Source organism: Dyella sedimenti, from assembly GCF_022760995.1.
GTDB lineage: Bacteria > Pseudomonadota > Gammaproteobacteria > Xanthomonadales > Rhodanobacteraceae > Dyella > Dyella sedimenti.
In genome coordinates this window covers 82,884-109,110 of the sequence record NZ_JAKWJO010000009.1, presented here as the reverse complement: position 1 = coordinate 109,110, position 26,227 = coordinate 82,884, and the positions used below count along the sequence as shown (strand labels likewise).

General features: G+C 68.6%; 18 protein-coding genes and 1 riboswitch. Of the genes, 9 read left to right on the top strand and 9 right to left on the bottom strand.

The features are described 5' to 3' along the window. Positions 1 to 66 precede the first annotated feature (66 nt). Entirely contained in the window at positions 67 to 1,419 is a 1,353-nt protein-coding gene (locus tag MJ605_RS16965; protein ID WP_243042665.1) for an MATE family efflux transporter, read from the top strand. A gap of 135 nt (positions 1,420 to 1,554) precedes the next feature. Continuing rightward, positions 1,555 to 3,420, top strand: a complete 1,866-nt coding sequence (gene sppA / locus MJ605_RS16960; RefSeq protein ID WP_243042664.1) for a signal peptide peptidase SppA — start codon at positions 1,555 to 1,557, stop codon at positions 3,418 to 3,420. Positions 3,421 to 3,478: 58 nt separating this feature from the next. Here the strand turns inward: sppA and metE are convergent, their stop codons facing one another. Beyond that, the gene (gene metE, locus MJ605_RS16955; protein ID WP_243042663.1) at positions 3,479 to 5,770 is read right to left on the bottom strand and encodes a 5-methyltetrahydropteroyltriglutamate--homocysteine S-methyltransferase; all 2,292 of its coding nucleotides are present in this window, start codon (positions 5,768 to 5,770) and stop codon (positions 3,479 to 3,481) included. 214 nt (positions 5,771 to 5,984) lie between these two features. Further along, positions 5,985 to 6,215, bottom strand: a riboswitch (cobalamin riboswitch). Positions 6,216 to 6,244: 29 nt separating this feature from the next. Continuing rightward, entirely contained in the window at positions 6,245 to 7,069 is an 825-nt protein-coding gene (locus MJ605_RS16950) for an ABC transporter ATP-binding protein (RefSeq protein ID WP_243042662.1), read from the bottom strand. 115 nt (positions 7,070 to 7,184) lie between these two features. Between MJ605_RS16950 and MJ605_RS16945 the strand changes: the two genes are divergently transcribed. Continuing rightward, positions 7,185 to 7,967, top strand: a complete 783-nt coding sequence (locus tag MJ605_RS16945) for an SDR family oxidoreductase (protein WP_243042661.1) — start codon at positions 7,185 to 7,187, stop codon at positions 7,965 to 7,967. Positions 7,968 to 8,875: 908 nt separating this feature from the next. On the opposite strand, the gene MJ605_RS16940 is transcribed toward MJ605_RS16945, so the two are convergent. The 3 genes from MJ605_RS16940 to MJ605_RS16930 all read right to left on the bottom strand — a co-directional run bounded on the left by MJ605_RS16940 (position 8,876) and on the right by MJ605_RS16930 (position 13,010). Further along, positions 8,876 to 9,505, bottom strand: a complete 630-nt coding sequence (locus MJ605_RS16940; protein ID WP_243042659.1) for a DUF4124 domain-containing protein — start codon at positions 9,503 to 9,505, stop codon at positions 8,876 to 8,878. A 41-nt stretch (positions 9,506 to 9,546) separates the two neighbouring features. Continuing rightward, positions 9,547 to 10,491: a DegV family protein gene (locus MJ605_RS16935; protein WP_243042657.1), complete on the bottom strand. Its 945-nt coding sequence runs from the start codon at positions 10,489 to 10,491 to the stop codon at positions 9,547 to 9,549. Positions 10,492 to 10,592: 101 nt separating this feature from the next. Next, positions 10,593 to 13,010, bottom strand: coding sequence for an acyl-CoA dehydrogenase (locus MJ605_RS16930; RefSeq protein WP_243042656.1), 2,418 nt, complete (start codon positions 13,008 to 13,010; stop codon positions 10,593 to 10,595). A 183-nt stretch (positions 13,011 to 13,193) separates the two neighbouring features. Here MJ605_RS16930 and MJ605_RS16925 point away from each other — a divergent pair, with 183 nt between their 5' ends. The 3 genes from MJ605_RS16925 to MJ605_RS16915 all read left to right on the top strand — a co-directional run bounded on the left by MJ605_RS16925 (position 13,194) and on the right by MJ605_RS16915 (position 19,178). Further along, positions 13,194 to 13,985: an AMP nucleosidase gene (locus MJ605_RS16925; protein ID WP_243042654.1), complete on the top strand. Its 792-nt coding sequence runs from the start codon at positions 13,194 to 13,196 to the stop codon at positions 13,983 to 13,985. A 352-nt stretch (positions 13,986 to 14,337) separates the two neighbouring features. Further along, a complete protein-coding gene (locus tag MJ605_RS16920; protein WP_243042653.1) occupies positions 14,338 to 17,280 on the top strand; it encodes a TonB-dependent receptor plug domain-containing protein in 2,943 nt (980 codons plus the stop codon). Positions 17,281 to 17,345: 65 nt separating this feature from the next. Then, positions 17,346 to 19,178 (top strand): tetratricopeptide repeat-containing sulfotransferase family protein, encoded by a 1,833-nt coding sequence (locus MJ605_RS16915; protein WP_243042651.1) that lies wholly within the window; start codon positions 17,346 to 17,348, stop codon positions 19,176 to 19,178. 4 nt (positions 19,179 to 19,182) lie between these two features. On the opposite strand, the gene MJ605_RS16910 is transcribed toward MJ605_RS16915, so the two are convergent. Together MJ605_RS16910 and MJ605_RS16905 are read right to left on the bottom strand one after the other, a co-directional pair. Beyond that, positions 19,183 to 20,751, bottom strand: coding sequence for a tetratricopeptide repeat-containing sulfotransferase family protein (locus MJ605_RS16910; RefSeq protein WP_243042650.1), 1,569 nt, complete (start codon positions 20,749 to 20,751; stop codon positions 19,183 to 19,185). Continuing rightward, positions 20,748 to 22,325: a tetratricopeptide repeat-containing sulfotransferase family protein gene (locus MJ605_RS16905; protein ID WP_243042649.1), complete on the bottom strand. Its 1,578-nt coding sequence runs from the start codon at positions 22,323 to 22,325 to the stop codon at positions 20,748 to 20,750. Before MJ605_RS16905 ends, MJ605_RS16910 begins: the two co-directional genes overlap by 4 nt. A gap of 186 nt (positions 22,326 to 22,511) precedes the next feature. Here MJ605_RS16905 and MJ605_RS16900 point away from each other — a divergent pair, with 186 nt between their 5' ends. Beyond that, positions 22,512 to 23,789, top strand: a complete 1,278-nt coding sequence (locus tag MJ605_RS16900; RefSeq protein ID WP_243042779.1) for an aspartyl/asparaginyl beta-hydroxylase domain-containing protein — start codon at positions 22,512 to 22,514, stop codon at positions 23,787 to 23,789. 3 nt (positions 23,790 to 23,792) lie between these two features. Here the strand turns inward: MJ605_RS16900 and MJ605_RS16895 are convergent, their stop codons facing one another. After that, the gene (locus MJ605_RS16895) at positions 23,793 to 24,713 is read right to left on the bottom strand and encodes a sulfotransferase family protein (protein ID WP_243042647.1); all 921 of its coding nucleotides are present in this window, start codon (positions 24,711 to 24,713) and stop codon (positions 23,793 to 23,795) included. A 197-nt stretch (positions 24,714 to 24,910) separates the two neighbouring features. After that, positions 24,911 to 25,183, bottom strand: coding sequence for a hypothetical protein (locus tag MJ605_RS16890; protein ID WP_243042646.1), 273 nt, complete (start codon positions 25,181 to 25,183; stop codon positions 24,911 to 24,913). Positions 25,184 to 25,264: 81 nt separating this feature from the next. On the opposite strand from MJ605_RS16890, the gene MJ605_RS16885 reads away from it, so the two are divergent. Together MJ605_RS16885 and MJ605_RS16880 are read left to right on the top strand one after the other, a co-directional pair. Continuing rightward, on the top strand, positions 25,265 to 25,708 hold the full coding sequence (locus tag MJ605_RS16885; protein WP_243042645.1) for a PIN domain-containing protein: 444 nt from the start codon (positions 25,265 to 25,267) through the stop codon (positions 25,706 to 25,708). Positions 25,709 to 25,785: 77 nt separating this feature from the next. Next, entirely contained in the window at positions 25,786 to 26,205 is a 420-nt protein-coding gene (locus MJ605_RS16880) for a hypothetical protein (RefSeq protein WP_243042643.1), read from the top strand. Positions 26,206 to 26,227: the final 22 nt, after the last annotated feature.

The window sequence follows — 26,227 nt, the reverse complement described above, 5'->3', positions numbered from 1 at the left end:
CCGCCGGCCTGTGCCGCCGGCAGCGTAGCGCGGGTGCGCTAGAATGCCCGGCCCAGGAGCCCTGCCATGTTGTCATTACGCCCCGATCGCGCCAGGGTGGCGCGCGAGGTCGGCGCCACCGTGCGCCTTGCCCTTCCCCTGATCGCCGCGCAGCTGGCCGCGGTCGGTCCGAACTTCGTCGACGCGGTGCTGGCCGGGCACCTGAGCGCGCACGTGCAGGCGGCGGTGACCACCGCGGTGAGCATCTGGGCGCTAGCCCTGGTGAGCGGGCTGGGCATGATGATGGCGGTGCCGCCCTCGGTGGCGCAGCTCGACGGCGCGGGCAAGCGCCGCGAGGTGGGCGCGGTGTTCGTGCAGGCACTATGGCTGGCCTGGTTCATGGGCCTGCTGATGTGGTTCCTGGTGCGCCACGCCACGCCGGTGCTGGACTGGATCGGCGTGGTGCCCACGCTGCGCGGCGACGTGATGCGCTTCCTGCACGCGATCAGCTGGGCGGGGCCGGCGCTGACCAGCTATTTCGCGCTGCGCGGCCTGTCCGAGGGCCTGTCGATGACGCGCCCCTCGATGTACTTCAGCTTCGGCGGCCTGCTGGTGCTGGCGCCGCTGGGCTATGTGCTGATGTACGGCAAGCTCGGCTTGCCCGCGCTGGGTTCGCTGGGCAGCGGCATCGCCACCGCCACCGTGCTGTGGCTGGAAATGCTGGGCTTCGGATGGTTCGTGGCCAGGCATCCGGCCTACCGCGACCTCGGGCTGCGCGAGGGCCTGGCCTGGCCCAAGCCGAAGGTGCTGCTGGAACTGCTCAAGATCGGCGGCCCCATGGCGGTGACCCTGCTGGCCGAGGGCGGCTTGTTCGTGGCGGTCGCGCTGGCCATCGCGACGCTGGGCGAGACGGTGGTGGCCAGCCACCAGGTGGCGCTGAGCGTGGCCACGGTGGCCTTCATGGTGCCGCTGGGGCTGTCCATGGCCATCACCGTGCGCGTGGGCAACGCGGTGGGCCGCGGCGATGCGCGCGGCGTGCGCTATGCCGGGATGTGCGGCATCGGGCTGGCGCTGTGCGTGCAGACCGTCTCGTCCTCGCTGATGCTGGGCATCCCGCACCTGCTGGCACGGCTGTATACGCACGACGCGGCGGTGATCGCGCTGGCCGCGCAACTGATGGTGCTGGCCGGCGTGTTCCAGTTCTCCGACGGCATCCAGGTCACCTCCAACGGCGCCCTGCGCGGTCTGAAAGACACCCGCGTGCCGATGGTGATTACCCTGTTCGCCTATTGGGGCGTGGGCATGCCGGTGGGTTGGTGGCTGGCCTTCCACCAGGGCCTGGGCGCGCGTGGCATGTGGATGGGCCTGGTCGCCGGCCTCACCATGGCGGCGCTGATGTTGTTCGCGCGCTTCTGGCGGAGTGCGTGGAAGCTGGGATGAAGCGGGGGGATGGGCAGTCGGCGCCAAGGCTGTCGACCCGAGGCAACCCCGATTGTTGCGCCTTCACCCCCTTCCTGCCCATGACCCCGACCGCGCGAAACGCTACGCTGTCACCGACCTTCTGAGGAACTACGCATGACGGAGCGCCGCCCCCACGGTTTCTGGGCCTTTCTTCGCACCCTTGGGCGCGGCATCAACGCGGTCAGGCTGGTGATACTCAACCTGGTGTTCTTCTTCCTGCTGTTCATCGTGCTGCTGGTCGTGCTGGCCGGTTTCGTGGGCAGCCGCGCCGAGCGCAACATCCAGAACGACAGCGTGCTGGTGATCCAGCCCAAGGGCGAGCTGGTCGAGCAGTACAGCATCGATCCGATGCAGCGCGCGCTGACCCAGCTGTCGGGCAACCCGCCCAAGCAGATCCAGCTGCGCGACCTGGTGGCGGCGATCGACGCGGCGGCCAAGGACGCGCGCATCACCCGCATCCTGCTCAAGCCCGGCGAGCTGGAGGGCGGTGGCTTCGCCGCGCTGCGCGAGGTGGGCGCGGCGCTGGACCGCTTCCGCGCCGCCGGCAAGCCGGTGATCGTGTGGGCGCCGAGCTACGACCAGGGCCAGTACTACCTGGCCGCGCATGCCGACCGCATCCTGGCCGATCCGCAAGGCGGGGTGATGATTACCGGCCTGGCCAACTACCGCCTGTTCTACAAGGACCTGCTGGACAAGCTGGGCGTGGAGGTGCACCTGTTCCGCGTTGGCCAGTTCAAGAGCGCGGCCGAGCCGTACATCCTCGACCACGCCTCGCCCGAGGCCAAGGAGGCGGACAGCTTCTGGATGGGCGGCCTGTGGGATACCTATGTCGACGAAGTGGCCAGGCTGCGCAAGCTCGATCCGGCCACGCTGCGCGCGGACATCGATGGCCTGCCGGAGAAGATCGCCGGCACCAGCGGCGACCTTGCCCAGCTCTCGCTGGACGAGCACCTGGTCGATGGCCTGGCGACGCCGGCCGACCTGGAAGCGATGATGCGCAAGGAAGGCGTCCCCCCCGGCAAGAAGGGCGAGGGCTTCCGCCAGGTCTCCCTGCAGCGCTACGGCACCAACCTGCCGGACATGAGCGGCGGCACTGATCCGGGCGTGTCGGTGGTGGTGGCCGAGGGCGAGATTTCCGGCGGCAAGCAGCCGCAGGGCTCGGTGGGCGGCGACTCCACCGCCGCGCTGATCCGCAGCGCGCGCGAGGACAAGCGCACCAAGGCGCTGGTGTTGCGCGTGAACTCGCCCGGTGGCGAGGTGTATGCCGCCGAGCAGGTCCGCCGCGAGGTGGCGCTGACCCGCGCGGCAGGCATCCCGGTGGTCGTGTCGATGGGCAACGTGGCGGCCAGCGGCGGCTACTGGATCGCCATGAATGCCGACCGCATCTATGCCGAGCCCAACACCATCACCGGCTCCATCGGCATCTTCGGCCTGGTGATGACGGTGCCGGGCACGCTGGACAAGCTGGGCGTGAAGAACGACGGCGTCGCCACCGGCCCGCTGGCCGGCGCGTTCGACATCACCCGTCCGCTCGATCCCAAGGTGGGCACGGTGATCCAGGCCACCATCGACAAGGGCTACCACGATTTCGTGGGACAGGTAGCCAAGGCGCGCGGCAAGCCGTACGACGCCATCGACACTATCGCGCAGGGCCGCGTGTGGACCGGCCAGCAGGCGCTGGAGCGCGGCCTGGTCGACCAGCTCGGCGGCCTGGGCGAGGCCATTGCCGATGCCGCCACGCGCGCCAAGCTGGGCAAGACGTATCCGGTGCGCTATGTGGAGGAGCCGCTCAGCGGTTTCGAGCAGTTCCTGGTCAACCTCAACCAGAGCGCGATGGTGCAGGTGGCCGAGGCCTACGGCGTGCGCCTGCCGGCCTGGATGGGACGCATCGACACGCTGGCACCGGAGCTGAAGCTGCTGCGCACGGCGCAGGCCGGCCGGCCCAACGTGTACGCCTACTGCTTCTGCTCGCCGCGCTGATACGCGCCGCGCCAGAGGTGGATGAAGCCGCCGCCGGGTTGCCGGCGGCGGTTTTTTTTCAGACCTTGGCGGCCATCCCGGTACGCATGCGTCGCGCGGCCTCGACCATCGCGGTGAGCGCGGCCCGCACTTCCGGCCAGCCGCGCGTCTTCAGTCCGCAGTCCGGGTTCACCCATAGCTGTTCGGGCTTGAGCACCGCCACCGCCTTTTGCAGCAGGTCGACCATCTCGCCGGCATCGGGCACGCGCGGCGAGTGGATGTCGTACACGCCCGGGCCGATCTCGTTGGGATAGCGGAACCTCACGAAGGCGTCGAGCAGTTCCATGCGTGAACGCGAGGTCTCGATCGAGATCACGTCGGCATCCATCGCCGCCACCGCCTCGATGATGTCGTTGAACTCCGAGTAGCACATGTGGGTGTGGATCTGGGTCTCGTCGCGCACGCCCGAGGCGGTGAGGCGGAAGCACTCCACCGCCCAGCCGAGGTAGGCTTCCCAATCCTTGCGGCGCAGCGGCAGGCCTTCGCGCAGGGCCGGCTCGTCGATCTGGATGATGCCGATGCCGGCGGCTTCCAGGTCGAGCACCTCGTCGCGCAGGGCCAGCGCGATCTGGCGGCAGGTGGCCGAGCGCGGCTGGTCATCGCGCACGAACGACCATTGCAGCATGGTCACCGGGCCGGTGAGCATGCCCTTCATCGGCCGTGGGGTGAGCGCCTGCGCATGGCGCGACCAGCGCACCGTCATCGGCGCCGGGCGCCGCACGTCGCCAACGATGATCGGCGGCTTGACGCAGCGCGAGCCGTAGCTCTGCACCCAGCCCAGCCGGGTGAAGGCGAAGCCGTCCAACTGTTCGCCGAAGTATTCCACCATGTCATTGCGCTCGAACTCGCCGTGCACCAGCACGTCCAGCCCGATCTCCTCCTGGAAGCGCACGCAGCGCTCGGTCTCGGCGGCGAGAAAGGCATCGTAGTCCGCCTGCGGGAGCTTGCCCGACCTGTAGCGGGCGCGGGCCTCGCGCACCTCGTGGGTCTGCGGGAAGGAACCGATGGTGGTGGTGGGGAAGGCCGGCAGGCCGAAGCGCTGCCGCTGCGCCTGGCGGCGCTGCGGATATGCCGCCTGCCGCGCGAGCGAGGACGCGTTCAGCGTCGCCAGCCGCTCGGCCACCTCCGGCCGATGCACGCGGGGCGATCGGCGGCGCGCCTGCCACAACTCGCGCGCGGCATCGAGCGTGTCGAAGGCCTGCACCAGGCCCTTGGCCGCGTCAGCCAGTGTGCGCAGTTCGCCGATCTTCTGCGTGGCGAAGGCCAGCCAGGAGCGGATGTCGGCGGGCAGCGCCGCTTCCACCGCGGCATCGACCGGCACGTGCAGCAGGGAGCACGAAGGCGCGATCTGCAGGCGCCGTCCGCCGATGCGTTCATGGGCGCGGCGCAGGGTCTTGAGCGCCCGGTCCAGGTCGGACCGCCACACGTTGCGGCCATCGACCAGGCCGAGCGACAGCACCCGGCTGTCGTCCAGGCTGTCCAGCACGGCATCCAGTTGCTCGGGCGCGCGCACCAGGTCGATATGCAGGCCATCGATGGGCAAGCCGGCAGCCAGTGCCAAGTTGCCGGCGAGCGCGCCGAAATAGGTCGCCAGCAGCAGGTGGGGACGGTCCGCCGCGGCGAGCGCCTGGTAGGCGCGGCGATAGGCGGCGTGGTCGTCGTCGTCCAGGTCGAGCGCGAGGCAGGGCTCGTCGACCTGCACCCACTCCGCGCCGGCGGCCTTGAGCCGGCCCAGCAGCTCGGCATACGTCGGCAGCAGGCGATCGAGCAGGGCCAGGCGGTCGCTGCCGTCCATCGTCTTGGAAAGCAACAGGAAGCTCACCGGTCCCAGTAGCACCGGCCGCGCCGGGAAGCCCTGCGCCTGGGCTTCGAGGAATGCCGCCACCGGCTTGTCGCCGCGCAGCCGGAACGACTGGCCGGCATGCAGCTCCGGCACCAGGTAGTGGTAGTTGGTGTCGAACCACTTGGTCATTTCCAACGCGTGCAGGTCAAGCCCGTCGCGCTGCACGCCGCGCGCCAGCGCGAAGTAGCCGGCCAGCGGATCCGCCTCGACCAGCGGCCGGTAGCGCTCAGGGATGGCGTCGAACAGGAAGGCGGTGTCGAGCACGTGGTCGTACAGCGAGAAGTCGTTGCAGGGCACCACATCGGCGCCGGCGTCGCGTTGCAGCTGCCAGTGGCGCCGCCGCAGCTCGCGCGCCGTGGCCTGCAACTGCGATGCATCGTGTTCGCCGCGCCAATAGGCCTCCAGCGCGTGCTTGAGCTCGCGCCGTGGGCCGATGCGGGGAAAGCCCAGGTTGGTAACGGTAGTCATGTGTGCGTGTCCTCGATTCGTGATGAATGAGGAACGAAGGAACCGCGCACGGCCGGGTGCCCGGAATGGCGCCGACCGCGGCGACAGCGACCTTCGCCCCCTCGGGCGAACCGGCGCCGCCGCGGCAAGGGGCACGGGACGACGCGCCCCGGCGATGGCCGTGGCGCGGGCCCGGGCCGCCTCCCCTCGGAAGCGCCAGGTCTGGCGGGAGGCGGCAAGCCTCCCGGCTGGGGCAGGTCTTCGGGCTCGTGGACGTGAGGCTGGGCCTCGCCTACGGTTCGCCGCTTCCCAGCCCGGAGGGGCCAGTGCGTATGGCGAAGATCGTTTCCACCTACCGCTGCGGGGCAGCGCCGGCATGGGCCCGAGAGGGCCGCACCGGCTTCCCTTTTAATTCCATCCTTTCATCGCGATGAAAGGATAAAAACCGCCAGCCCGCGCACGGTACGCCCGGCCGGGAGGAGCGTCAAGCGGCGGTCACTCGAGCGCGGCGTTGTAGTAGTCGCCGTGGCGCTGCACGCGTACCGGCATGCCGAAGGTGGACGACAGTGCCTCGTCAGTGAGCACCTCGGCCTTGCGGCCCTGGCGCAGCAGGCGGCCGTCGCGCAGCAGCACGACGCGCCCGATCTCCGGCAGGATTTCCTCGATGTGATGGGTCACCAGCAGCAGGGTGGTGCCGCCGCGCGCGAGGCCGCGCAGGCCTTCCAGGAAGCGCCGTCGGCTGGCCATGTCCAGGCCGGCGCAGGGCTCGTCCAGCAGCAGCGCGCGCGGACGGTGCACCAGCGCCCGCGCGATCAGCACGCGGCGTGCCTCGCCGGTGGACAGGCTGGCCATGTGGCGGCCGAGCAGGTGGGTGGCGCCGGCCTGGGCCAGCGCCTCGCCGGCGCGCTCGCGCATGGCGGCGGTGACGCGGTGGTCCAGCCCCAGCCGCCGCGCGGCGAAGAAGCTGGACAGCACCGCCTCGGTCACGTCCAGCGACGGATCGCTGGTGCAGTCGTCCTGCAGCGAGGGCGAGACGATGCCGAGCAGGCCGCGCAGTTCCGAGACGTTCCAGCGGTCGCGGCCGAACACGCGCATGGAAGGCGTGCCGTCCTCCCGCGCCAGAGGATAGAGTTCGCGCGTGACCAGGCGGACCAGCGTCGACTTGCCGGCGCCGTTGGCGCCCAGGATGGCGGTGTGCTCGCCGGCGCCGATGCGCAGGCTGAAGTCGTCGAGGATGAGGCGGTCGCCGCGCATCACGCTGGCGCCGTCGATCTGCAGCAGCGGCACGGAGGCCAGTTCGTCAGGGCGGTGGGCGTTCATGCGTTCCACCATGCCTGCAGCGGACGGCGTTGCCAAGCCCCGACGGTCTGGACGTCCATTCGCCAGGGAGCCGATCTGCTGGCGTGGCCGGGAGGCAGGCTCTAAGCTCATCGGCATGAACGCACGCATCGACGCATGGCAATTGCAGGGACATACCGCCTTGGTCACCGGCGCCAGCAAGGGCATCGGTTACGCCACGGCGCGCGAACTGGCCGGGCTGGGCGCCAACCTGCTGTTGGTGGCGCGCGACGCCGACTACCTGGAACAGGTGCGCATCGAATTGCTGGACGACTTTCCCGGCATCGAGGTGCTGGCCTTCGGCGCCGACCTCGGCGAGCAGGAGGAACGCCTGGCGGTGTTCGACTGGATCGCCGACCTGGGTGCGCCGCTGTCGCTGCTGGTCAACAACGCGGGCGGCAACCAGCCGGCCGCCACGTTGGCCTATCGCGAGGAGGAGTACCGCGCGATCTTCGAGCAGAACCTGTTCTCCGCCTTCGAGATGTGCCGGCTGGCGCATCCGCAGCTGGTGCAGCACGCCAACGCGGCCATCGTCAACGTGGGCTCGGTATCCGGCATCACGCATGTGCGCACCGGCTCGCCCTATGGCATGACCAAGGCGGCGCTGCACCAGCTCACGCGCAACCTGGCGGCGGAGTGGGCGGCCGACGGCATCCGCGTCAACGCGGTGGCGCCGTGGTACATCCGCACGCAGCGCTCGGAACCGGCGCTGGCCAATGACGAATACCTGGACGAGGTGCTCGACCGCACGCCGCTGCGCCGCATCGGCGAGCCGGAGGAAGTGGCGGCGGCGATCGCCTTCCTGTGCCTGCCGGCGGCGAGCTACGTCACCGGCCAGGTGCTGGGCGTGGACGGCGGCTTCCTCAACTACGGGTTCTAGACCTGAGCCCCAACGCTGATCGCCCTCCCCCCTTTTTTGTAGGAGCGCACCCTGTGCGCGACCGCCTTTCACCCCGGTTCCCACGGCTCGTCATCCCGGCGCACCCCACAAAAGGGGGCAAGGGCCGGGATCCAGTAGCGCCGGTTCCCGGTTGTCGCCTTATCGCCAGTTTGCCGCCTACGATCGAAGGGAGTCCCCGTGGGACGCGGCGGGCGTTTCGACGCCCTGCCGGCGACGCGAAGCTAGTCCCCGTGGGGCCGCCGAGTCACTTTTCTCTTGCTGGCCCAAGAGAAAAGTAACCCAAAGAGAATGGCCTCACAGGCTCGCAGCGCCGTGTTGAATACAAGCCCGGTGGACCGAGGCCAGCCTGATGAGTGACGTGCTACCTCGAACGGCGCCGCTACCCCGCAACGCGCCATGGCGGAGAGGAAGCGCAGCACTGCGATAGATACAAGCCCTGCAGCCCTCGCAAGCCGAATCGGCTTCTCCTTCCGCTACACCCAGCGGCTACCCCGCGGCGCGGCGATGGACTGAGGGCTTAGAGCCTGTTCGAAGTCGTCGCTTGGCCGGATCATCCATCCTCGCCCGCTTCGACTAGCCCCTCTCCCGTCGGGAGAGGGGTTGGGGTGAGGGTGCGGACTTGCCGTAGCGTTCGACATCTCCCTGTGAATAGGTTCTTGGCCTCGGGTTGTCCACAGCCTGTGTGGATGGCCGTGGGGCAAGCCTGTGGATAGGTGCGCCAAGTGCTTGCCGGCGCGTGGCTTTCATCATCCTGGTCAAATCCACGCCATGGCCTGGCGGGTTGTCCACAGCGAACGGGGATAGCCTGGTGGCAACCATGTGGATAACCGCGCGGCGGCCTTGCGTGGCGGGCACTTGCATGGCTTTGCGCAAGGAATGCGCAACATTCAGCAGTTGCGCAGCTGCTCGCGCAGCTCGCGGTCCTTTCGCTCCAGCGGCGGCTGGTCGCTCTTGAAGGCGTGCTGCAGCCGGGTGGCGTTGTCGTCGTAGGCGTCGCGCAGGGCGCGGCAGGTTTCCGCGCGGCTGAGTTCGCGGCACTGGTCCTGCACCCACACGTAGCGGCTGGCGATCAGGCCCGGGGTGATGCGGCCCCGGTTGAGTTCGGGGGCCGAGGCGCCCGCGCCGGGCGGGCCGTAGACCTGCGACAGGGAAAACGAACTGGCGCCGAGGATGCCGTAGGGCACCTGGTAGGGCTGGGGATCGCCGTTGCTGCTGATATAAGCCTTGCCGTCGGTGGCGCGCACGCAGCCATACATCAGCGGCAACGGAGCGGGAGGCGCCTGTGGTTCGGGCGGTGGCGGCGGAGGGGGTGTTGCGGCCGGTGGCGGTGCTGGAATGGAAGCTGGCGCCGCGGGCTGCGAATCGTCCAGTTGCAGCACCTGTTGGCGCTGTCCGGCCGCGCAGGGCTTGTCCTGGTAGGCGGTGCGGCCGTCGGCGGCGGTGCACTGGTAGGCCGTGCCGGCGGCGGCCGGCATGGCGAGCCAGGCGAGCAGGATCAGCAGGCACAGTCGGATCATGAGGTTGGAGTATTCCATGCCGGAGCCGAGCATGGCTTGACCTAGAATTCGGTGACGTGTTCCTCGGCGGCGAAGCCCAGGGTCACCGCGCCTTCGCCCACGTTGACCATGCCGGTGATGCTCATCGGGGCCTCCATCAGCTCCACGCCGCATTCCTCGCAGGCCGCGCGCAGGCCGGCATAGCCCGGCAGCTTGGGCAGTTCCGCCAGATCGCCGCCGTAGCTCACGCACACGACCGGCACCAGCAGGCCGGCATGCACGCGCTTGGCCGTGTAGTCGAACAGCGTCTCGGCGCCATGCTCGAAGCCGCGCACCTTGCCCACCGGGCCGGTCTCGCCGCGATAGCCGCGCAGCAGCGGCTTGATGTCCAGCGCGGAGCCGAGCACGGCGCTGACCAGGCCCACGCTGCGGTCGCCCTTCTTCTTGGCGCGGGCGCGCAGGTAGTACAGGTCGCGCGGCAGCATGTAGCCGTAGGAGTTGTTGGCGATGTAGGTGAGCCGCTCGCGGATCGCCGCCGGCGTTTCGCCCGCCTCGATCAGGCGCACGGCCTCGACGATGGCGGGGGCCGAGCCGGCGAACAGGCTGCGGGTGTCGATCACGCGCATCAGGAAGGGGCCCGCGATGTTGTTCTTCTCGCGCACCTCGCGATAGTTCTTCAGCACCGCGAAGCTGGCCTTGATCACGTGGTCGTTGATCGCGCTGCGCGTGGCGGTGATGGTGAGGCAGAACACGCAGTCCTGCTCCAGCACCAGCTTGTCGAGGAACAGCCGCTGCACGTCCTCGATCGAGCACGGCTCGGTTTCCGCCGAATGGCTGCGGCTGCCAAGGTTGCGGTCGAGAAAGCGATGCAGCTCGACCTGGCTGCGGTTGTCCAGGAAGACCTCGTCGTCGACCCGGATGGTGATGGGCATCACCGCGATGTTGTGCTTCTGCAGGAACGCCTGCGGCAAGTCGCAGGACGCATCGATGGCCAGCCCCATCCGCATCGGTCACCCCCAGTCTGTGGCGCGGCCAACATAGCACGCGCCCGAGTAGCTGCCGACCCCGACGATGGGAATAGGGTGGTGCCGGTTTCTCCTGTCGGCTGTTAGCGCAATTGCTTGTAGGTGTCGGGGGCGAACGCATCGACCTGCACTGCCGCGTCGCGTGCCTCATTGGCCTCGTCGAGCGCGGCGTACTCCTCGGCGCTGATGATGCCGGCGGCCAGCGCGCGCTGGTCCAGGTCGTCGCGGGAGCCCCGGTCGAGCTGGCCGGCGCGCACGGCATCGCGCAGCTTGGTTTCCACCGGGAGGGCGCGTACCGCCTTGTCCAGCGCCGCCTCCAGCTGGCCCAGGCCGGGCTCGTCGGGACCGGGCACGTGGATGTCCCCGGTAAGGTGGATGCGCGCCTCGCGGTCTTCCAGGATCGCGCGCGCCACGCGCTGGCCCAGCCGGTCCGATGGCGGGCGGAAACGGGCGCCGAGCGGAAACACCAGTCGGCGTGCGAAGCCGGCGGCGAAGGGCGAGGGCAGGTTGTCCAGCACCCCGCGCAAGGCCTCCTGCGTGCGGAACAGCGCCAGCGCCACGCCCCAGCGGGCCAGGTCGTAGCTGGCGGCGAGCTTGGGCTCGTCGTGGTAGCGCTTGAGCGTGGCGGCGGCCAGGTACTGCCAGGCCAGCGCGTCGGCCAGCCGGCCGGAGATCTTCTCGCGCCGCTTCAGCGAGCCGCCCAGGGTGGCCATGCACAGGTCGGAGACGAAGGCGAACGCCGAGGCATAGCGGGTCAGGTGCTGGTACTGGCGGCGCAGCTCGCTGCCGGCCGGCACGCGGGCCAGTCGGGCGCCGCTCAGCCCCAGCAACAGGGCGCGCACGCCGCGGGTGAACACGAAGTTGAGATAGCCGAAGGCGCCGCGGTCGACCGCGGCCAGGTCCTTCGCGTCGATGGCCGCGATCAGCTTCTGCACCCAGGGATGGCAGCGGATCGCGCCCTGGCCGTAGATGATCATCGAGCGGGTGAGGATGTTGGCGCCTTCCACCGTGATGCCGATCGGCACCGACATCCACATGCGCGAGAGCGCGTTGCGCGGGCCGCGCTGGATGGCGGCGCCGGCGCGGATGTCCATGGCGTCGCTGACCACCTCGCGCATCGCCTCGGTCAGGTAGGCCTTGGCGATGGAGCCGAGCACGGCCGGCTTCTCGCCGGCATCCAGCGCGCCGCAGGTGAGCGTGCGCGTGGCCGTCATCAGGTAGGTGAGGCCGGCGATGCGCGCCAGCGGTTCCTCGATGCCCTCGAAGCGGCCGATCGGCGTGTCGAACTGTTCGCGCACGGTGGCGTAGGCGCCGCAGATGCGCGTGGCCATCTGCGCCGCGCCCACCGCCAGCGCGGGCAGCGAGATCGAACGGCCCGCGGCCAGGCTTTCCATCAGCATGCGCCAGCCATGGCCGACCTGCGCCACGCCGCCGATGATGGCGTCGATCGGCACGAACACGTCGTGTCCCTCGATCGGGCCGTTGGCGAACGGCACGCCCATCGGGTCGTGGTGGTTGCCGATCACCACGCCGGGCAGGTCGCGGGGAATCAGCGCACAGGTGATGCCGCGGTCGGCGGGGCCGCCCAGCAGCCCATCCGGGTCCTTCAGGCGGAAGGCCAGGCCGATCAGGGTCGCGACCGGCGCGAGGGTGATATAGCGCTTGTTCCAATTCAGGCGCAGGCCGATCACGTCCTCGCCCTGCCACTTGCCCCAGGTCACGATGCCCTCGGACTGGGTGGCCGCGGCATCGGAACCGGCCTCGGGGCCGGTCAGCGCGAAGCAGGGCACCTCGCGGCCGTCGGCCAGGCGCGGCAGGTAGCGCAGCTTCTGTTCCTCGGTGCCGTAGTGCAGCAGCAGCTCGCCGGGCCCGAGCGAGTTGGGCACCATCACCGTCACCGCCGCGGCCACCGAGCGGGTGGCGATGCGCGTAACCACGCGCGAATGGCCGAGCTCCGACAGGCCCAGTCCGCCATACTGCTCGGGCAGCACCATGCCGAAGAAGCGCTCGCGCTTGATGAACTCCCATACCTCGGGTGGCAGGTCGCGGTCCTGCTCGATCCGCCAGTCGTCCAGCATCTCGCACAGGCGAGTCACCGGGCCATCGAGGAAAGCCTGCTCGCGCGGACTCAGCGGCTTGCATTCGAAGCGCAGCAAGGCTTCCCAATCGGGCATGCCCGAGAAGATCTGCGCATCCCACCACACGGTGCCGGCTTCCAGCGCGATGCGCTCGGTATCGCCCAGGCGGGGCATCACCTTGCCCAGCCGCGGCAGCAGTGCCCGCGCGAACAGCGCGCGCCGCAGCGGCGGCCAGCCGGTGGCCAGGGCGAGCAAGGCGGCGATGGCGAGCGACACATACATAAGCCGTGGCGAATCCACGCCGCGCAGCGCCCAGGTGGCGAACAGCACGGCCACCGCCGATACCCAGGCCAGCCAGCCGCGGCCGGCGAAAGCGAAACCGAGCAGGGCGACCAGGGCAACAAGCCAACCGATGAGCAGCATGGGTCTATCTCCTCCGAGCTTGGGCATCGTGGGCGGTGCCGCTTCAAGATAACGTGTGCGCAGGCTCCCTGGACCGGCACCGCAGCCGCTAAGATGCCCACACTTAATCTGGCATCTTGCCGGCGTGGCGTCGCCGGTAACGCGCAGCGGCACACCCACGCTGCGCCGGCCTCATGGGGTCATATGAAGGACAAACAGGAGATCGTCTCCAACTGGCTGCCGCGCTATACCGGCACGCCATTGGAGCAGTTCGGCCAGCATATCCTGCTGACCAATTTCGGCCATTACGTGGATCTGTTCGCGCAATGGCACGGGGTAGAGGTGCAGGGCCGCGACCGGCCCATGCCCAACGCCACCGCCGACGGCATCACGCTCATCAACTTCGGCATGGGCAGCCCCAACGCCGCCACGGTGATGGACCTGCTCAGCGCCATCCGGCCCAAGGCCGCGCTGTTCCTGGGCAAGTGCGGCGGCGTGAAGAAGAAGAACGCCATCGGCGACCTGGTGCTGCCGATCGCGGCCATCCGCGGCGAAGGCACTTCCAACGACTACCTGCTGCCGGAGGTGCCTGCGCTGCCGGCCTTCCAACTGCAGCGCGGCGTCTCCACCATGATCCGCGACCTGGGCTACGACTACTGGACCGGCACCGTGTACACCACCAACCGACGGGTCTGGGAGCACGACGAGGCTTTCAAGGATTACCTGCGCCGGACCCGGTGCATGGCGGTGGACATGGAGACGGCCACCATTTTCGCGGCAGGCTTCGCCAACCAGATTCCCTGTGGCGCCCTGTTGCTGGTATCGGACCAGCCGATGATCCCGGAGGGCGTTAAGACGGAATTAAGCGATCGCCATGTCACGGCGCAATTTGTCGAGCGTCACATTCGCATCGGCATCGAGGCGCTGAGGCTAGTTCGCCGTAATGGGAGAAGCGTAAAGCACCTGCGTTTCGAGGATGACGACGGGGAGCATTGAAATGCCGTTCAATCAGTGAGTTGGCGGCGGTATTAATGCCGCCGTCAGTTTGTCGTCAGGTTATTTTCACTCTCCCTTCACCGCCTTCCTACGATGGTCATCGCAGCGCCGCGTCGCACGGGGTGATTCTGGCGTGAAGACATTATCAAGATAATCGAAATTTGATGCGAAGAATGCCCGCATCGCGATATTTCTTGCCGTATAGATTTTATTGACTGTGTGTAAGTAAAGCGTGATAAATGCGCAGCGCTGTGGACCAATGTCTGACCCTGTTCTTGGGTAGTTCGGGCGCGGGTTTGATGCGGGGAAGTGTTCAGGCCCAGTCATAAATAAATAACGGGAGGGTGTTCTCATGAAGTTCGGGGAAAATAAACTGTGCACGTCGGTACGCCTGGCGCTTTCGCTGGGCATGCTCGCGGTGAGCGCCTACGGCACGGCGGCATTCGCGCAGGACGCGCAATCCGGCACGCCGCCGCCGGACCAGGGCAAGAGCAAGACGCTGGAAACGGTCACCGTGACCGGCTCGCTGATCCGCCGCGTGGACGTGGAGACGTCCAGCCCGGTCGTCACCATCGACCGCGCCCAGATCCAGGCCACCGGCAAGCAGACGCTAGGCGACCTGGTGCAGCAACTGCCCGCCATGACCGGCGGCAACGTCAACCCCCAGACCAACAACGGCGGCGGTACCGGCGGATCGTCGATCAATCTGCGCGGCCTCGGTTCCCGCCGCACCCTGATCCTGATCGACGGCCAGCGCCTGCTGAGCAAGGATCCGAACGCCATCCCGGCCGATGCCATCGAGCGCATCGAAGTGCTGCCGACCGGCGCCTCGGCCACCTACGGTTCGGACGCCATCGGCGGCGTGGTGAACTTCATCCTGCGCAAGAACTACCAGGGTGCGACCTTCACCGCGAACGTGGGTGAGTCCGACCGCAACGACGGCGACCAGAGCGGCTACACCTTCACCTTCGGCCAGACGTCCGACAAGGGCAGCATCATGGCCGGCATCAACTACAACAAGCAGGATGGCGTCGAGGCGGCCAATCGCGCGTTCTCCAAGAACTCGCTCTCCATCACGGGCAGCCAGGTCTCCATCGGCGGCTCGTCGTCCACGCCGTACGGGCATATCCAGGTGCCGCCGGGCAGCCCGGCGGCCGGTGCGTTCTCCTGCGGCTACGTGACGCTGAACCCGGGTGGCAATGCCACGTCGATGACGCCGGCGAACTACCACTGCTACGGCAACGCCGACAAGTACAACTACGCGACGGTCAATCTGATCATGACTCCGCAGGAGCGCACCGGCGGTTTCATCACGGGCGACTACCATCTCGGCGACCACGTCACTGCCTATGTGGACGCGATCTACAACAAGACCTCGTCCAACTTCCAGCTGGCCCCGGCGGTCTACGGCAGCATCACCGGCGCCTACCTGGACCCGTTCAATGCGTTCAATCCGAACCAGGGCTACCAGTACGGTGTCGAGAACGGTACCGCCGGCAGCGCTTGGGGGTCGCGCCTGTCCGCGCTGGGCAACCGTACCGCGGCATTCGGCCGTCAGGACGCCCAGATCAACGCCGGCTTCAGGGGCGACTTCACCGTTCTGGACAAGAACTGGAACTGGGACCTGGGTTACAACTACGGCCACCAAAGCGTAACCACCACGACCGCGGGCCTGGTCAACCAGAACAACCTGTATACCGGCCCGTCCACGCTCAATGCCGACGGTACGGCAACCTGCCCGGCTGGTGTCGATCCGACGGCATGCCAGTTCAATCCATTCGACCTTTATTCGGCGGGCAGCATCGCGGCGCTGAAGGCGGCGCAGGCCATCGCGGTCAGCAACCAGTATTCGATCGAGAAGACCTGGCATGCGGGCCTGAGCGGCGAGCTGTTCAACCTGCCGGCCGGTGCGGTGCAACTGGCGGTGGGCTACGAGTTCCGCAAGGACTATGAGAAGGTCGTCACCGATCCGGAGCTGCTGCTCAATCCCGAGACCGGCTCGTGCGTGCTGGGCAGCCAGTGCGTGGCCAACCTGTCCGGCGGCTACACCACCAAGGAGCTGTACGCCGAAACATTCATCCCGGTGCTTTCCAATCTGCCCGGCGTGCAGTCGCTGAATGTCACCATCGGCGACCGCTACTCCAAGATCAGCACCTTCGGCAGCACGAACAACTTCAAGTTCGCGCTGGAGTGGAAGCCGATCGACGACCTGCTGCTGCGCGGCACGATGCAGGAAGTGTTCCGTGCCCCGAACCTGGCCGAGCTGTATTCTTCCGGTTCCGACGCGCCGCTGCTGCACTCAGACCCGTGTACCGGCTACACCGGCGCGCCGGCGGGTTCACCGCTCGCACTGGCCTGCCAGTTCGTGCCGACCAACGGCACGTTCCAGAACGTGAACGTGGTCGACCAGACCCAGGCTTCGGCGGTCATCCAGGGCGCCTCGCTGGCGGGCTTCCCGATCAAGCCCGAACACGGCAAGTCGTTCGACCTGGGCCTGGTGTACAGCCCGTCCTATGTGCCTGGCCTGTCCACCACCCTGGACTTCTGGCACGTCTACCTCAACGACACCATCGTCCAGGTGGGCCTGCAGAGCGTGCTGAACCTCTGCGCGGCCGGCCAGACCGCGTTCTGCCCGTACATCAGCCGCTTCGACTCCGGTCCGAACGCCGGCCAGCTCACGCAGGCCTCGGCCGAGCCGTTCGCCAACCTGGGTAGCCTGAGCACCGGCGGCATCGATTGGTCGGCGAACTACAAGCTGCCGCAGTTCTCGTTCGGCCAGTTCAACATCGGCCTCAATGCCACCTACCTGAAGTACTACACGCAGGAGACCGCGCCGGGTACCTCGGGCAACGTGACGTTCAACGATGCGGGCCACTTCCTGCCGTATGGTTCGGCGCAGGCCTCGGCCTGCCCGGACAACGCGGGCATCTGCCTGTTCCCGCGCTGGCGTGCGCAGGGCTTCGTGGATTGGCAGGCGGGCGGCTGGAGCGCCGAGTGGCGCCTGCGCTATATCGGCCGCTTCCAGAACGGCGGCCCAGCGGGCACGGTCCAGGATACGGCGCCGAATTTCGTATCAGGCACGGTGTTCAAGTATGGCGCGACCGTCTACAACGACGTGTCGCTGGGTTACAACATCGCCCCGATCAACACCCGTGTGGACTTCGGTGTGAACAACCTGTTCGACAAGCAGCCGCCCATGCTGTACGCGAACAACACCCTCAACGCCAATACCGACCCGAGCGACTTCGACCTGATGGGCCGCTACTTCTGGGCTCGCGTGACGGTCAAGTTCTAACCCGCCGCGACTGGCGTTAACCTTGAGGGCCGCGTGGCGATCACGCGGCCCTTTTTTTGGAAACCATGACCGCCAACGCTCTTGCCCAGATCGCCGCCTCGATACAGGCGGGCCAGCCGCTGCAGGCCGAGCAGCTGTGCCGCTCGTGGCTCTCGACCCAGCCGAAGGATGAGAACCTGCTGCTGATGCTGGCGATCAGCCTGCATATGCAGCAGCGTCGGCCCGAGGCCAGGGAGATCTATGCTGAATTGACCCGACTGTGTCCGCGAAGCAGCGTGCACTGGGGCAACTACGGCACCATCCTGATGGAGCTCGGGGCGCTGGACGAGGCCGAGGCCGCCTATGCCAGGGCCTGCCAGCTCGATCCCGGCAATGCATCGCCGAAGATCCACCAGGGACTCCTGCTGATCCGCAGGCACGATTATCTGGCCGCCCGCGAGGTGCTGCTCGACGCCTACCGGCTCGACCGCGAATTTCCCCTGGCAAGGATCCACGCCGCCCGGGCCTGTTGCCTTTGCCAGGACTTCGAAGGGGCGGAAGAGTTGCTTGCTCCCTGGCCGAAGTGGCTGCCCCTGGCCGACGCCAGCCTGCAACTGGAACTGGCCCAGGCGCTTTCGCTGGTCGGCGACGTGCCGGCGACGGTCGCCTTGCTGGAGGACCTGCTGGCCCGCCAGCCGGGTTACCTGGATGCCGGGCTGCAACTTGCCGTCGCCTATGAGCGCTCCAACCGCCTGGCCGATGCCGAGTCGATCGTGGCACCGATAGCCCGTGCGACCTCGGGTGTGACGGAGCCACAGCGCGGCAAGGCGCGGCACGTCCTGGCCACTCTGGCGCTGCGACGGAACGATCCGGCCGAGGCGCGGCGTCTGCTGGAGCAGTGCGGTCCGAACGACGACGAGGACTACGCGCATTATTTCGAGCTGGCGGCCGCCTGCGACAAGCTCGGCGAAGCGGAGGCGGCGATGCAGGCCCTGCGCGAGGCGCATCGGCGCCATGCCGCGGAACTGCGGCTGGCTTTTCCCGCCTACTTCGCGCCGGATGCGCCGGCGTTGCCCACGGATGCTCCGCGCGTCGCCGCGGAGCAGTACCGGCGCTGGCCACGGTTGGCCGCGCCCGAGGCGCTTGACTCGCCGGTCTTTGTGGTGGGTTTTCCCCGCTCGGGCACGACCTTGCTGGAGCAGATGCTGGATGCGCATCCGCGCCTGCAGTCGATGGACGAGAATCCCTTTTTCAATCGCCTTGCCGGCATCCTGCGCCGGCACGATCCGCGCATCCTCGACGACTTGAGCGTGCTCAGGCAGTACGACTGCGATGAATTGCGCAAGCGCTACCACGCCATGGCGGGCGAGCGCGTCGTTCGCCGCCAGGATACGCAACTGGTCGACAAGAACCCATTGAACATGCAGTGGCTGCCGCTGATCCACCGCCTGTTCCCGGAGGCACGGTTCATCCTTGCTCTGCGCCATCCCTGCGATGTGATCCTGAGCTGCTACATGCAGAACTTCCGTTCCAGCATGCTCTCGGCGGCGTGCGCCAGCCTGGAGCGGCTGGCGCACGCCTACGTGGAAGCGATGACGCAATGGTTGGAGGATGTGGACGTATTCAAGCCCACCGTGCTGGTGTCACGCTACGAGAGCCTGGTCGACGATGTCTCCGGGCAGGCCGCGCGCATCGCGCGGTTCCTGCAACTGGACGAGGTGGCGCCGATGCTGGCGTTCGACCGGCACGCGCGCGGCAAGGCGTTCATCGCCACGCCCAGCTATTCGCAGGTCATCGAGCCGGTCAACCGCAAGGGACTGGGCCGATGGCAGCGCTATCGCCACGAATTCGAGCCGCTGCTGCCCATCCTCGAACCGATGCTGCGGCATTGGGGCTACACCGCCGACATGCCGGGTTAGCGGGTCAGGCGTCCGGGATCTTCAGCAGTTCCGGCAGGTACGCCGCGTAGTGCCGCCAACGCCCGACCGAGCGCGTATACACCGGCTGGCGCGCCTGCCAGACGCTGGCGGTACCGATGCTACCGGCTGGCGCGTCGGCGGCATCCGCCTCGGGCAGGCCCAGCCAGTGCGCCAGCTTGCCCAACTCGTCCTCGGGCGAGCCGACCAGCGCCTCGTAGTGGATGGTGCGAAAAGCGTCGGGATGGCGTTGGCGCCAATGCGCCGCCAGCCGCCGGCAGTCCTGGATCACCGTGGCAATCTCGCCCAGGTCGTAAGCGTAGTCGTGCGCCGGATCGTGGAACGACTGGAACCATAGCGAGAGCGCCGTATCGCGGGCATGGCGCTCGCAATGGATGATCCTGGCGTTCGGCCATAGCGCCAGGATCAGCCCGACATGCAGCAGGTTCAACGGCTGCTTGTCGATGAACCAGCGGCCATCGGCATCGTCCTGCCGCAGCTGTGCGGCGTACTGGGCCGCGGCAGCCTCGAATGGGGCGCGCTGGCCGGGCGGCGCCAGGGAAAGCCGTTGCGCCAGCACCTGCAGCCAGCCCAGTTCGCCGCGGTTGCGCACCCCGGGATAGCGGGACAGCCGTTCGGCCAGCAGGGTCGTGCCGGAACGCGGCACGCCGACGACGAACAGCGGCGCCCAACCTTCCGATGGCGGCAAGGCCGGCGCCCGGGGCGGCGCGGCGAGAAGCGCCTCGATGCTCCGCCTCCAGCGCTTGCGCGACCAGGTGCTGCCGGCATGCGCGCGGGCATTGGCCTGGCGCAGCCAGTCGGCGGCCTGCCGGAAATCCTCCAGGTCATCATGGGCCTTGCCGAGCGCGAACATCGTGGCGGTGCGCGTCCGTTCGCTCAGTCCGGGACGCTGCAGCACCTCATGGAAGAAGGCCAGGTCGGGGTGCCGCGGATCGCGATAGCGCTGCAGGCTGGCCAGGCCCAGCGGGATGTTCCATTCGACCGCCTGGCCATTCCGGGCCAGCGCGTAGGCATAGCGTTCCCGCACGCGTTCGAACTGCCCAAGTTGCAGGGCCAGCATGCCGGCGTAGGCGTGCAGGCGGGGATCCTCCGCGCCGGCGGCGATGGCCTGCTCGCAGATGGCGGCGGCATCCGCCTGGCGGCCATAGTCGTCGAGCATCTCCACCGCCTGGATCACTGTGTCGGCATCGTGGGGGCCGTGCCCGAACAGCCGATGCATCGCATCGGCGGCGGCCTGCAGGCGCCCTTCCTCGCGCAAGCATTGCACCAGCAGAAACGTGGCGGCCGCGTGCCCGGGATGGCCGTCCAGCCATGCCCGCAGCACGGCCTCGGCTTGCGCGCGCTGCCCGCTTTGCCAGCAGAGCCCGGCCATGCCGAGGCGAGCGTCGCCTGAGTCCGGGAAACGGATGGCGGCCTCGGCGAAGACGGCCATGGCGGCGGCCACGTCGCCCTCTCGTTGCAGGGCACGGCCGCGCTCCAGCCAGGCCGCCTCGGGCGCGCCCGCCAGCGTCTCCAGCAGTGGCTTCCATGCGCGGGCCGGCGGGGAGGGCGTCATGCCGTGGCCGTCGGCAATCCGAGGGCCTTGCGCAGCGGATCGAGCAGGGCGCCGTAGCGCTCGGCGCGGGCGGTGTCGCGCCGCAGCGGCTGGCGCACCTGGGTGGCGCTGGGCGAACGCACTTCCCGCGTGTTCCGGTGGAAATCCAGGCAGGCCTGGTCGAACGGCAGGCCGCAGAAATCCAGCAACTGGCGGATGTTGGCCTCGGGATCGGCGAGCAGCGCCTCATAGCTGTGCTCATAGACGTGCGATGGGTGCAGCGCCTTGCCGGCGCGCACGCACTCGTCGAAGTCGCGCCAGAAGCGGGCCAGGTCCTCGAAGGTGCGGGTATAGCCGTTGTTGCCGTCCAGGTGTTGGCGATAGCAGGAGAAGCAGGTTTCCAGCGGGTCGCGCCGGCAGGCCAGGATGCGCGCCTGCGGCAGCATCGCGCGGATGGCGCCGATGTAGATCCAGTTGTTGGGCAGCTTGTCGGTGAAGAAGGCATGCTCGCCGCGCCAGCGCGCGGTGCGCTGCAGGTAGCGCTGGCCCAGCCGCAGCCAGTCCCCGGGCTGCATGTCCTTTACCCACTGCGGGAAGGGCTTGCCGCGCCGGCGCGACTCCTCCCCCAGCACCTGCGGCAGGTCGGGCAATTCGCCCGCGCCTCCCACCTGGGGATGCGAGGCCAGGATCTGTTCCACCAGGGTGGAGCCAGAGCGCGGCAGGCTGACGATGAAGATGGCCTCGCCACCGATCGGTTCCCCGGCGCCGCGCGGCGGTGGCGTGAAGGCCTGGCGGACGCCGGCCACGCTGGCCGAGAAGGCGGTGGCGTTCCAGGGTTGCCGGCGTTGCGCGATGGCATTGGCGGCGGCCAGGGCGTCGAGCGATTCGGCATACCGCCCGGCTTCGTCCAGGGCCTTGGCCAGGGCGAAGCCGATCGCGACGCGGTCGTGCTCGGCGGTGCCGGGCTGCTGCAGGGCGGCGCGCATCCGCGCCATGTCCTCGTCGCTGAAGCGCTGCGTACGCAGGTCGGCCAGGCCCCACCAGGCCAGGCCGGCGTTGGGCTGGGCGGCGATCAGGCGGCGGTATTCGGCGGCGGCCTCGTCGGCCATGCCGCGCGTGCGCAGGATGTCGGCGAGCAAGGCACGGGCGGCTGCGTATTCCGGCGCCAGCGACACGGCGCGCTGCAGGGCCTGGGTAGCTTCCTCGTTGCGCACGCATTTGGTCAGCATCACGCCCAGGTTGTACCAGGCCAGGGCCAGGCCGGGCTGCAACTCGCAGGTGCGCCGCAGCGCATCGATGGCCGCCTCGTACTCGCCCGCGGTGCCCAGCAGGGTGCCAAGGGTGTTGTGGTAGAGCGCATCCTGGGGGCGCTGGGCCAGCGCGCGACGCATCATGGCCATGGCCTCGGCGTGCCGGCCGCGCAGGCTGTGCACGCCGGCCTTCATGCGCAGCACCTCGGGATGGTCGGGGTAGGCGGACAGTACGCGCGCAAGCTGCTGGTCCGCTTCGTCGACGCGGCCGGCGTCCAGGGCCTGGCCGGCGATCATGACGTGCTGGGTGGCGGTGGGGTCCAGCCCTTGCAATCGGGGATTCATCAATGGCTCGGTTGGGATGAACTGGTGGCCACGCATCTTCCCGCGAAGGCAGGCAGTGCGTACGGTTCGTGTCTATTATGCCCATGGCCGCCGCATTGGAACCGGCGGTGGACTTGGCAACGACACGGCGGTGGTGGATCGAGCATGAACAGCGAGGTGATGGGGGGAATCGCGGTCTTGCGTGAGATGGCCCAGAACGGCCTGCGCCAGGGCGATGCGATGCTGGCCGAGCAATATTTCGCCCGGCTGCTGGAGCAGTCGCCCGGCGACGTGGAGGCGCTGCAGTTCGTGGCCGGCCGCCACCTGCTGCGCGGCGACGCGCTGCGCGCCGTCGCCATGCTGCTGGCCGCCGCGCAGGCCCGGCCGACGCCGGAGCTCCTGCACCAGTTGGGCGCGGCGCAGATGGCGGCGGGGGATTACCGGGGCGCGGCCGACAGCCTGGCGCGCTGCGTGGCGCAGGCGCCGCAATTGTTCGTGGCGCGCCTGCGCCTGGCCATTTCGCTGGAACAGCTTGGCCAGGGACAACGGGCGCTGCTGGCCTATTTCGGCGCGGTCAACGCGGCCCAGGCGCAAGGCCGCTGGATGAGCGACGACACCACCGCACCGGGGCTGCGCGAAGCGGTGCAGCACGCCATCCGCTACATCGACGCCGGGCGGCGCCAAACCTTCGATGCCGTGCTCGAACCGCTACGCCAGCGCTACGGCCGTGCGGAGCTGGCGAGGGTAGAGCAATGCCTGGCCATCTACCTGGGCGAACAGCCGGCCCACCTGCCCGATCCCCGCCAGAAGCCGAAATTCCTCTATTTCCCCGGCGTGCCCAGCCAGACCTACTACCCCACCGGACGCTTTCCCTGGCAGGCGGACCTCGAAGGCGCCTTCGAGGCCGTGCGCGAGGAACTGCTGGCCGTGCTTTCGGAGAATCAGCCGCTGCAGCCCTTCCTGGGCGAGCAGAGCGCGGAGAGCCTCAAGGGCCACCTGGCGGCCTCCGGCCAGCAGCCGGCGGCATGGGACGCGTACTTCTTCTATCGCCATGGCGAGCGGTTCGACGAACATGTCGCGCGTTGCCCGCGCACGGCCGGGCTGCTCGATTCGCTGCCGCTGGTACGCATCCGCGACCACGCGCCGGAGACACTGTATTCGGTGCTGCGCCCAGGCACCCACATCCTGCCGCATCGCGGCGTCACCAATACGCGCCTGGTCACGCACCTGCCGCTGATCGTGCCGTCCGACTGCGCCATCAACGTCGGCGGCGAGCTGCATGCCTGGCAGGAGGGGCGCTGCGTCACCTTCGACGACACCTTCGAGCACGAGGCCTGGAATCGCAGCGACCGCACCCGCGTGGTGATGATCCTGGACAGCTGGAATCCGGATCTCACCGAGGTCGAGCGGTTGGCCGTCACCGACCTGGTCGAGGCCATCGGCGATTTCAACCAGGCCAGCGAAACGCCGGTGCCCGCCGGCTGACGCTCAGCCCGCTTCGGCGGTACGGGCCTGGCCGACCAGGCGCAGGTGGGGGGCCGTGCGCGGGCGGTGGGCGCCGCAGAGCGCGCGCAGGTCGTCATACGAGGCCAGGTGTGTCTGCAGCCAGCGCTGCATCTTCGGCCCGAACAGGCCGTCCACCTTGCGGTCGGCGGGGCGCAACTGGCCATGGATGGCGGAGAGCTTCCATGGCTCGTAGTCGAGGTTGGCGATCGACTGCTGGCAGGCGCTGTCCAGCGGCACGTCGGCCGGCAGGTCCAGGAAGGCGCACAGCCGTTCCCATTCGGCCTCCGGCTGGTGCACCAGGTCCTCCAGGAACACGAAATGGTGGCTGGGATGGCCCACGTACCGGCCATGGATGTCCACGGCGCGGTTCCAGCGCCGGGCCCAGTGCACCGCCCCACCGCCGAAGGCCGCGTCGTTCTCGAAGCGTAGGTAGACATCCATCAGCGAAGCGAGCACGTCCTCGCCCCGGCGCACCACGTGGATGAAGCGGGCGTCGGGGGCCAGCGCCTGGATCTCGGGGATGTAGAGCAGGTGGTTGGGGGTTTTCTCCAGCCACATCTGGCGCCCGGCGGCCGCGGCGGAGCCGTCCAGCAGCGCCAGGAAGCGCTGGGCGAGCGTGCGGCGGTGCAGCCCGGTGGGGCGGATCGGCCGGCGGCCGGTCAGCTGGAGGTGGAGGGCGGCGAAGGCCTCGCGCATATGGCGGCGGGTCAGGCCCAGGCGCTGCCGCCAGCGGCGGCGCGACGGCCGGACCTGGGCATCGCCCCAGCGCCATGCCAGATCGCCGTGCAACTGCTCGAAGAACGCGGTTTCCGGGAGGGTGTAGATCGCTGGATGCCGCGCCAGCAAGGCTTGCACGATGGTGGTGCCAGAGCGTGGACAACCCACGACAAAGGTTCGCCGCATGGCGCTGTCTCCCGATACATGAGCCGTGAAAACCACGGCTAATGGACGTGAACAACGGGTGATCTTGCGCGTGGTTGACGAAAAAGTACAGTTTGCCGCAAGGAAATGACCTGATGAGGTCACATTTCGGCTGGCCCGACTGCCTGGGGCGGGGTTTCCAGCGTCTCGGGGCCGGCACCATCCTGGCCCGTGCGGCCTCAGCCGGCGGGCGTTGCGTCGTCGAAGCCGGTATAGCCCTCGGGGAACACCGGGGCGCCGTCGTCCTCCAGGCCCACGATCGCCGCCAGCGACTTGGCCGCGGCGGCCTCGGCCTGTTCGCGATCGCGAAAGCTGCGGTTCTCGCAGATGGCGTAGTACACCGGAAAGCCGTTGCGGCGGCGCGGCGTGACCACGAGGCAGGCGGTGAAGCGCGAGCCCTCGGCGACGGCCGTCGAACGGGCCACGTAGTCGTCGAAAAGGCGTTCGCTCATGTCGGCAGTCCAGGAAATGGGACGCCATCTTAGAGCCTGTTCACGATTTCCACGTAGCCCGTGTATGACACCATGCGCGTCATGCCCGCCTCCCCACCCTGGCTCGTCCTCGACACCAATGTCGCCCTCGACCTGTTCGTGTTCCGCGATCCGGCCGTGGCGCCGTTGCGGCAGGCCCTGCACGGCGGCCTCGTGCAGGCGGTGGTGGACGACGCCTGCCGCGACGAATGGCTGGCCGTGCTCGACTACCCCGCACTGGCCCTGGATGCCGTGGCGCGCGGCGAGGCTGGCGCGATGTTCGACCGCTGGGTGCGGCGCCTGCATGGCCTCGCGCTTCCGCCCGGGGTGAAGCTGCCGCGCTGCGCGGATCCGGACGACCAGAAATTCCTCGAGCTGGCCTACGCCGCCGGAGCGCAATGGCTGCTCAGCAAGGACAAGGCGGTGCTGCAGCTGTCGCGTCGCGTGGCGCGCGAGGGCTGGTGCCGGATCCTGCCGCCCTCGGCCTGGCCGCCGCGCGAGGGATAGCGGCTTGCTGCACAGGCCGGGCGCGTCGTCTTCGCGTATGCTCGCAGGCCGTGGATCGTTCCCGTGGAGTGCTGGACATGAAGATCGCGCATTGGGCAATGGGCATGGCGGTGGTGGGGTCGTTGGCCCTGGCGGGTTGCGGAGTAGCCAGCAACCACGACACGGTGATCAGGGATGCGGTGTCCAACCGGGTGTTCCTGTACCAGGCGCCGGGCGGCGGCGATGCCACCCTGCAGGTGGTGCGCGACAACGGCCATTTCGGCGGCGGCTGCTCCAGCCAGATCCTGATCGATGACAAATTCGCCGCGCAGTTGGAAACCGGCGAGCAGGTCGCGTTCTACCTGCCCAGCGGCGCCCACGTGGTGGCCCTGCGCAATTCGGGCGCCTGCCACGAGCCGGGCGACAAGGGCCAGCTGAACACCACGCTGGCGGCGGGCGAGAGCGTGCTCATGCAGGTGAATGCACGCGGCTCGTCGCTGTCGCAGGCCAAGCGCTGACGCATGACGCCGCCGTGAGTTG

Bases quoted from the DNA above. Each gene is read 5' to 3' on its own strand.
- metE (WP_243042663.1), bottom strand. From the start codon at position 5,770: ATGACTACCGTTACCAACCTGGGCTTTCCCCGCATCGGCCCACGGCGC.
- MJ605_RS16890 (WP_243042646.1), bottom strand. From the start codon at position 25,183: ATGAGCGAACGCCTTTTCGACGACTACGTGGCCCGTTCGACGGCCGTC.
- MJ605_RS16905 (WP_243042649.1), bottom strand. From the start codon at position 22,325: ATGAATCCCCGATTGCAAGGGCTGGACCCCACCGCCACCCAGCACGTC.
- MJ605_RS16885 (WP_243042645.1), top strand. From the start codon at position 25,265: ATGCCCGCCTCCCCACCCTGGCTCGTCCTCGACACCAATGTCGCCCTC.
- MJ605_RS16910 (WP_243042650.1), bottom strand. From the start codon at position 20,751: ATGACGCCCTCCCCGCCGGCCCGCGCATGGAAGCCACTGCTGGAGACG.
- MJ605_RS16935 (WP_243042657.1), bottom strand. From the start codon at position 10,491: ATGCGGATGGGGCTGGCCATCGATGCGTCCTGCGACTTGCCGCAGGCG.
- MJ605_RS16945 (WP_243042661.1), top strand. From the start codon at position 7,185: ATGAACGCACGCATCGACGCATGGCAATTGCAGGGACATACCGCCTTG.
- MJ605_RS16930 (WP_243042656.1), bottom strand. From the start codon at position 13,010: ATGCTGCTCATCGGTTGGCTTGTTGCCCTGGTCGCCCTGCTCGGTTTC.
- MJ605_RS16965 (WP_243042665.1), top strand. From the start codon at position 67: ATGTTGTCATTACGCCCCGATCGCGCCAGGGTGGCGCGCGAGGTCGGC.
- MJ605_RS16920 (WP_243042653.1), top strand. From the start codon at position 14,338: ATGAAGTTCGGGGAAAATAAACTGTGCACGTCGGTACGCCTGGCGCTT.
- MJ605_RS16895 (WP_243042647.1), bottom strand. From the start codon at position 24,713: ATGCGGCGAACCTTTGTCGTGGGTTGTCCACGCTCTGGCACCACCATC.
- sppA (WP_243042664.1), top strand. From the start codon at position 1,555: ATGACGGAGCGCCGCCCCCACGGTTTCTGGGCCTTTCTTCGCACCCTT.
- MJ605_RS16900 (WP_243042779.1), top strand. From the start codon at position 22,512: ATGGCCCAGAACGGCCTGCGCCAGGGCGATGCGATGCTGGCCGAGCAA.
- MJ605_RS16925 (WP_243042654.1), top strand. From the start codon at position 13,194: ATGAAGGACAAACAGGAGATCGTCTCCAACTGGCTGCCGCGCTATACC.
- MJ605_RS16940 (WP_243042659.1), bottom strand. From the start codon at position 9,505: ATGATCCGACTGTGCCTGCTGATCCTGCTCGCCTGGCTCGCCATGCCG.
- MJ605_RS16950 (WP_243042662.1), bottom strand. From the start codon at position 7,069: ATGAACGCCCACCGCCCTGACGAACTGGCCTCCGTGCCGCTGCTGCAG.
- MJ605_RS16880 (WP_243042643.1), top strand. From the start codon at position 25,786: ATGAAGATCGCGCATTGGGCAATGGGCATGGCGGTGGTGGGGTCGTTG.
- MJ605_RS16915 (WP_243042651.1), top strand. From the start codon at position 17,346: ATGACCGCCAACGCTCTTGCCCAGATCGCCGCCTCGATACAGGCGGGC.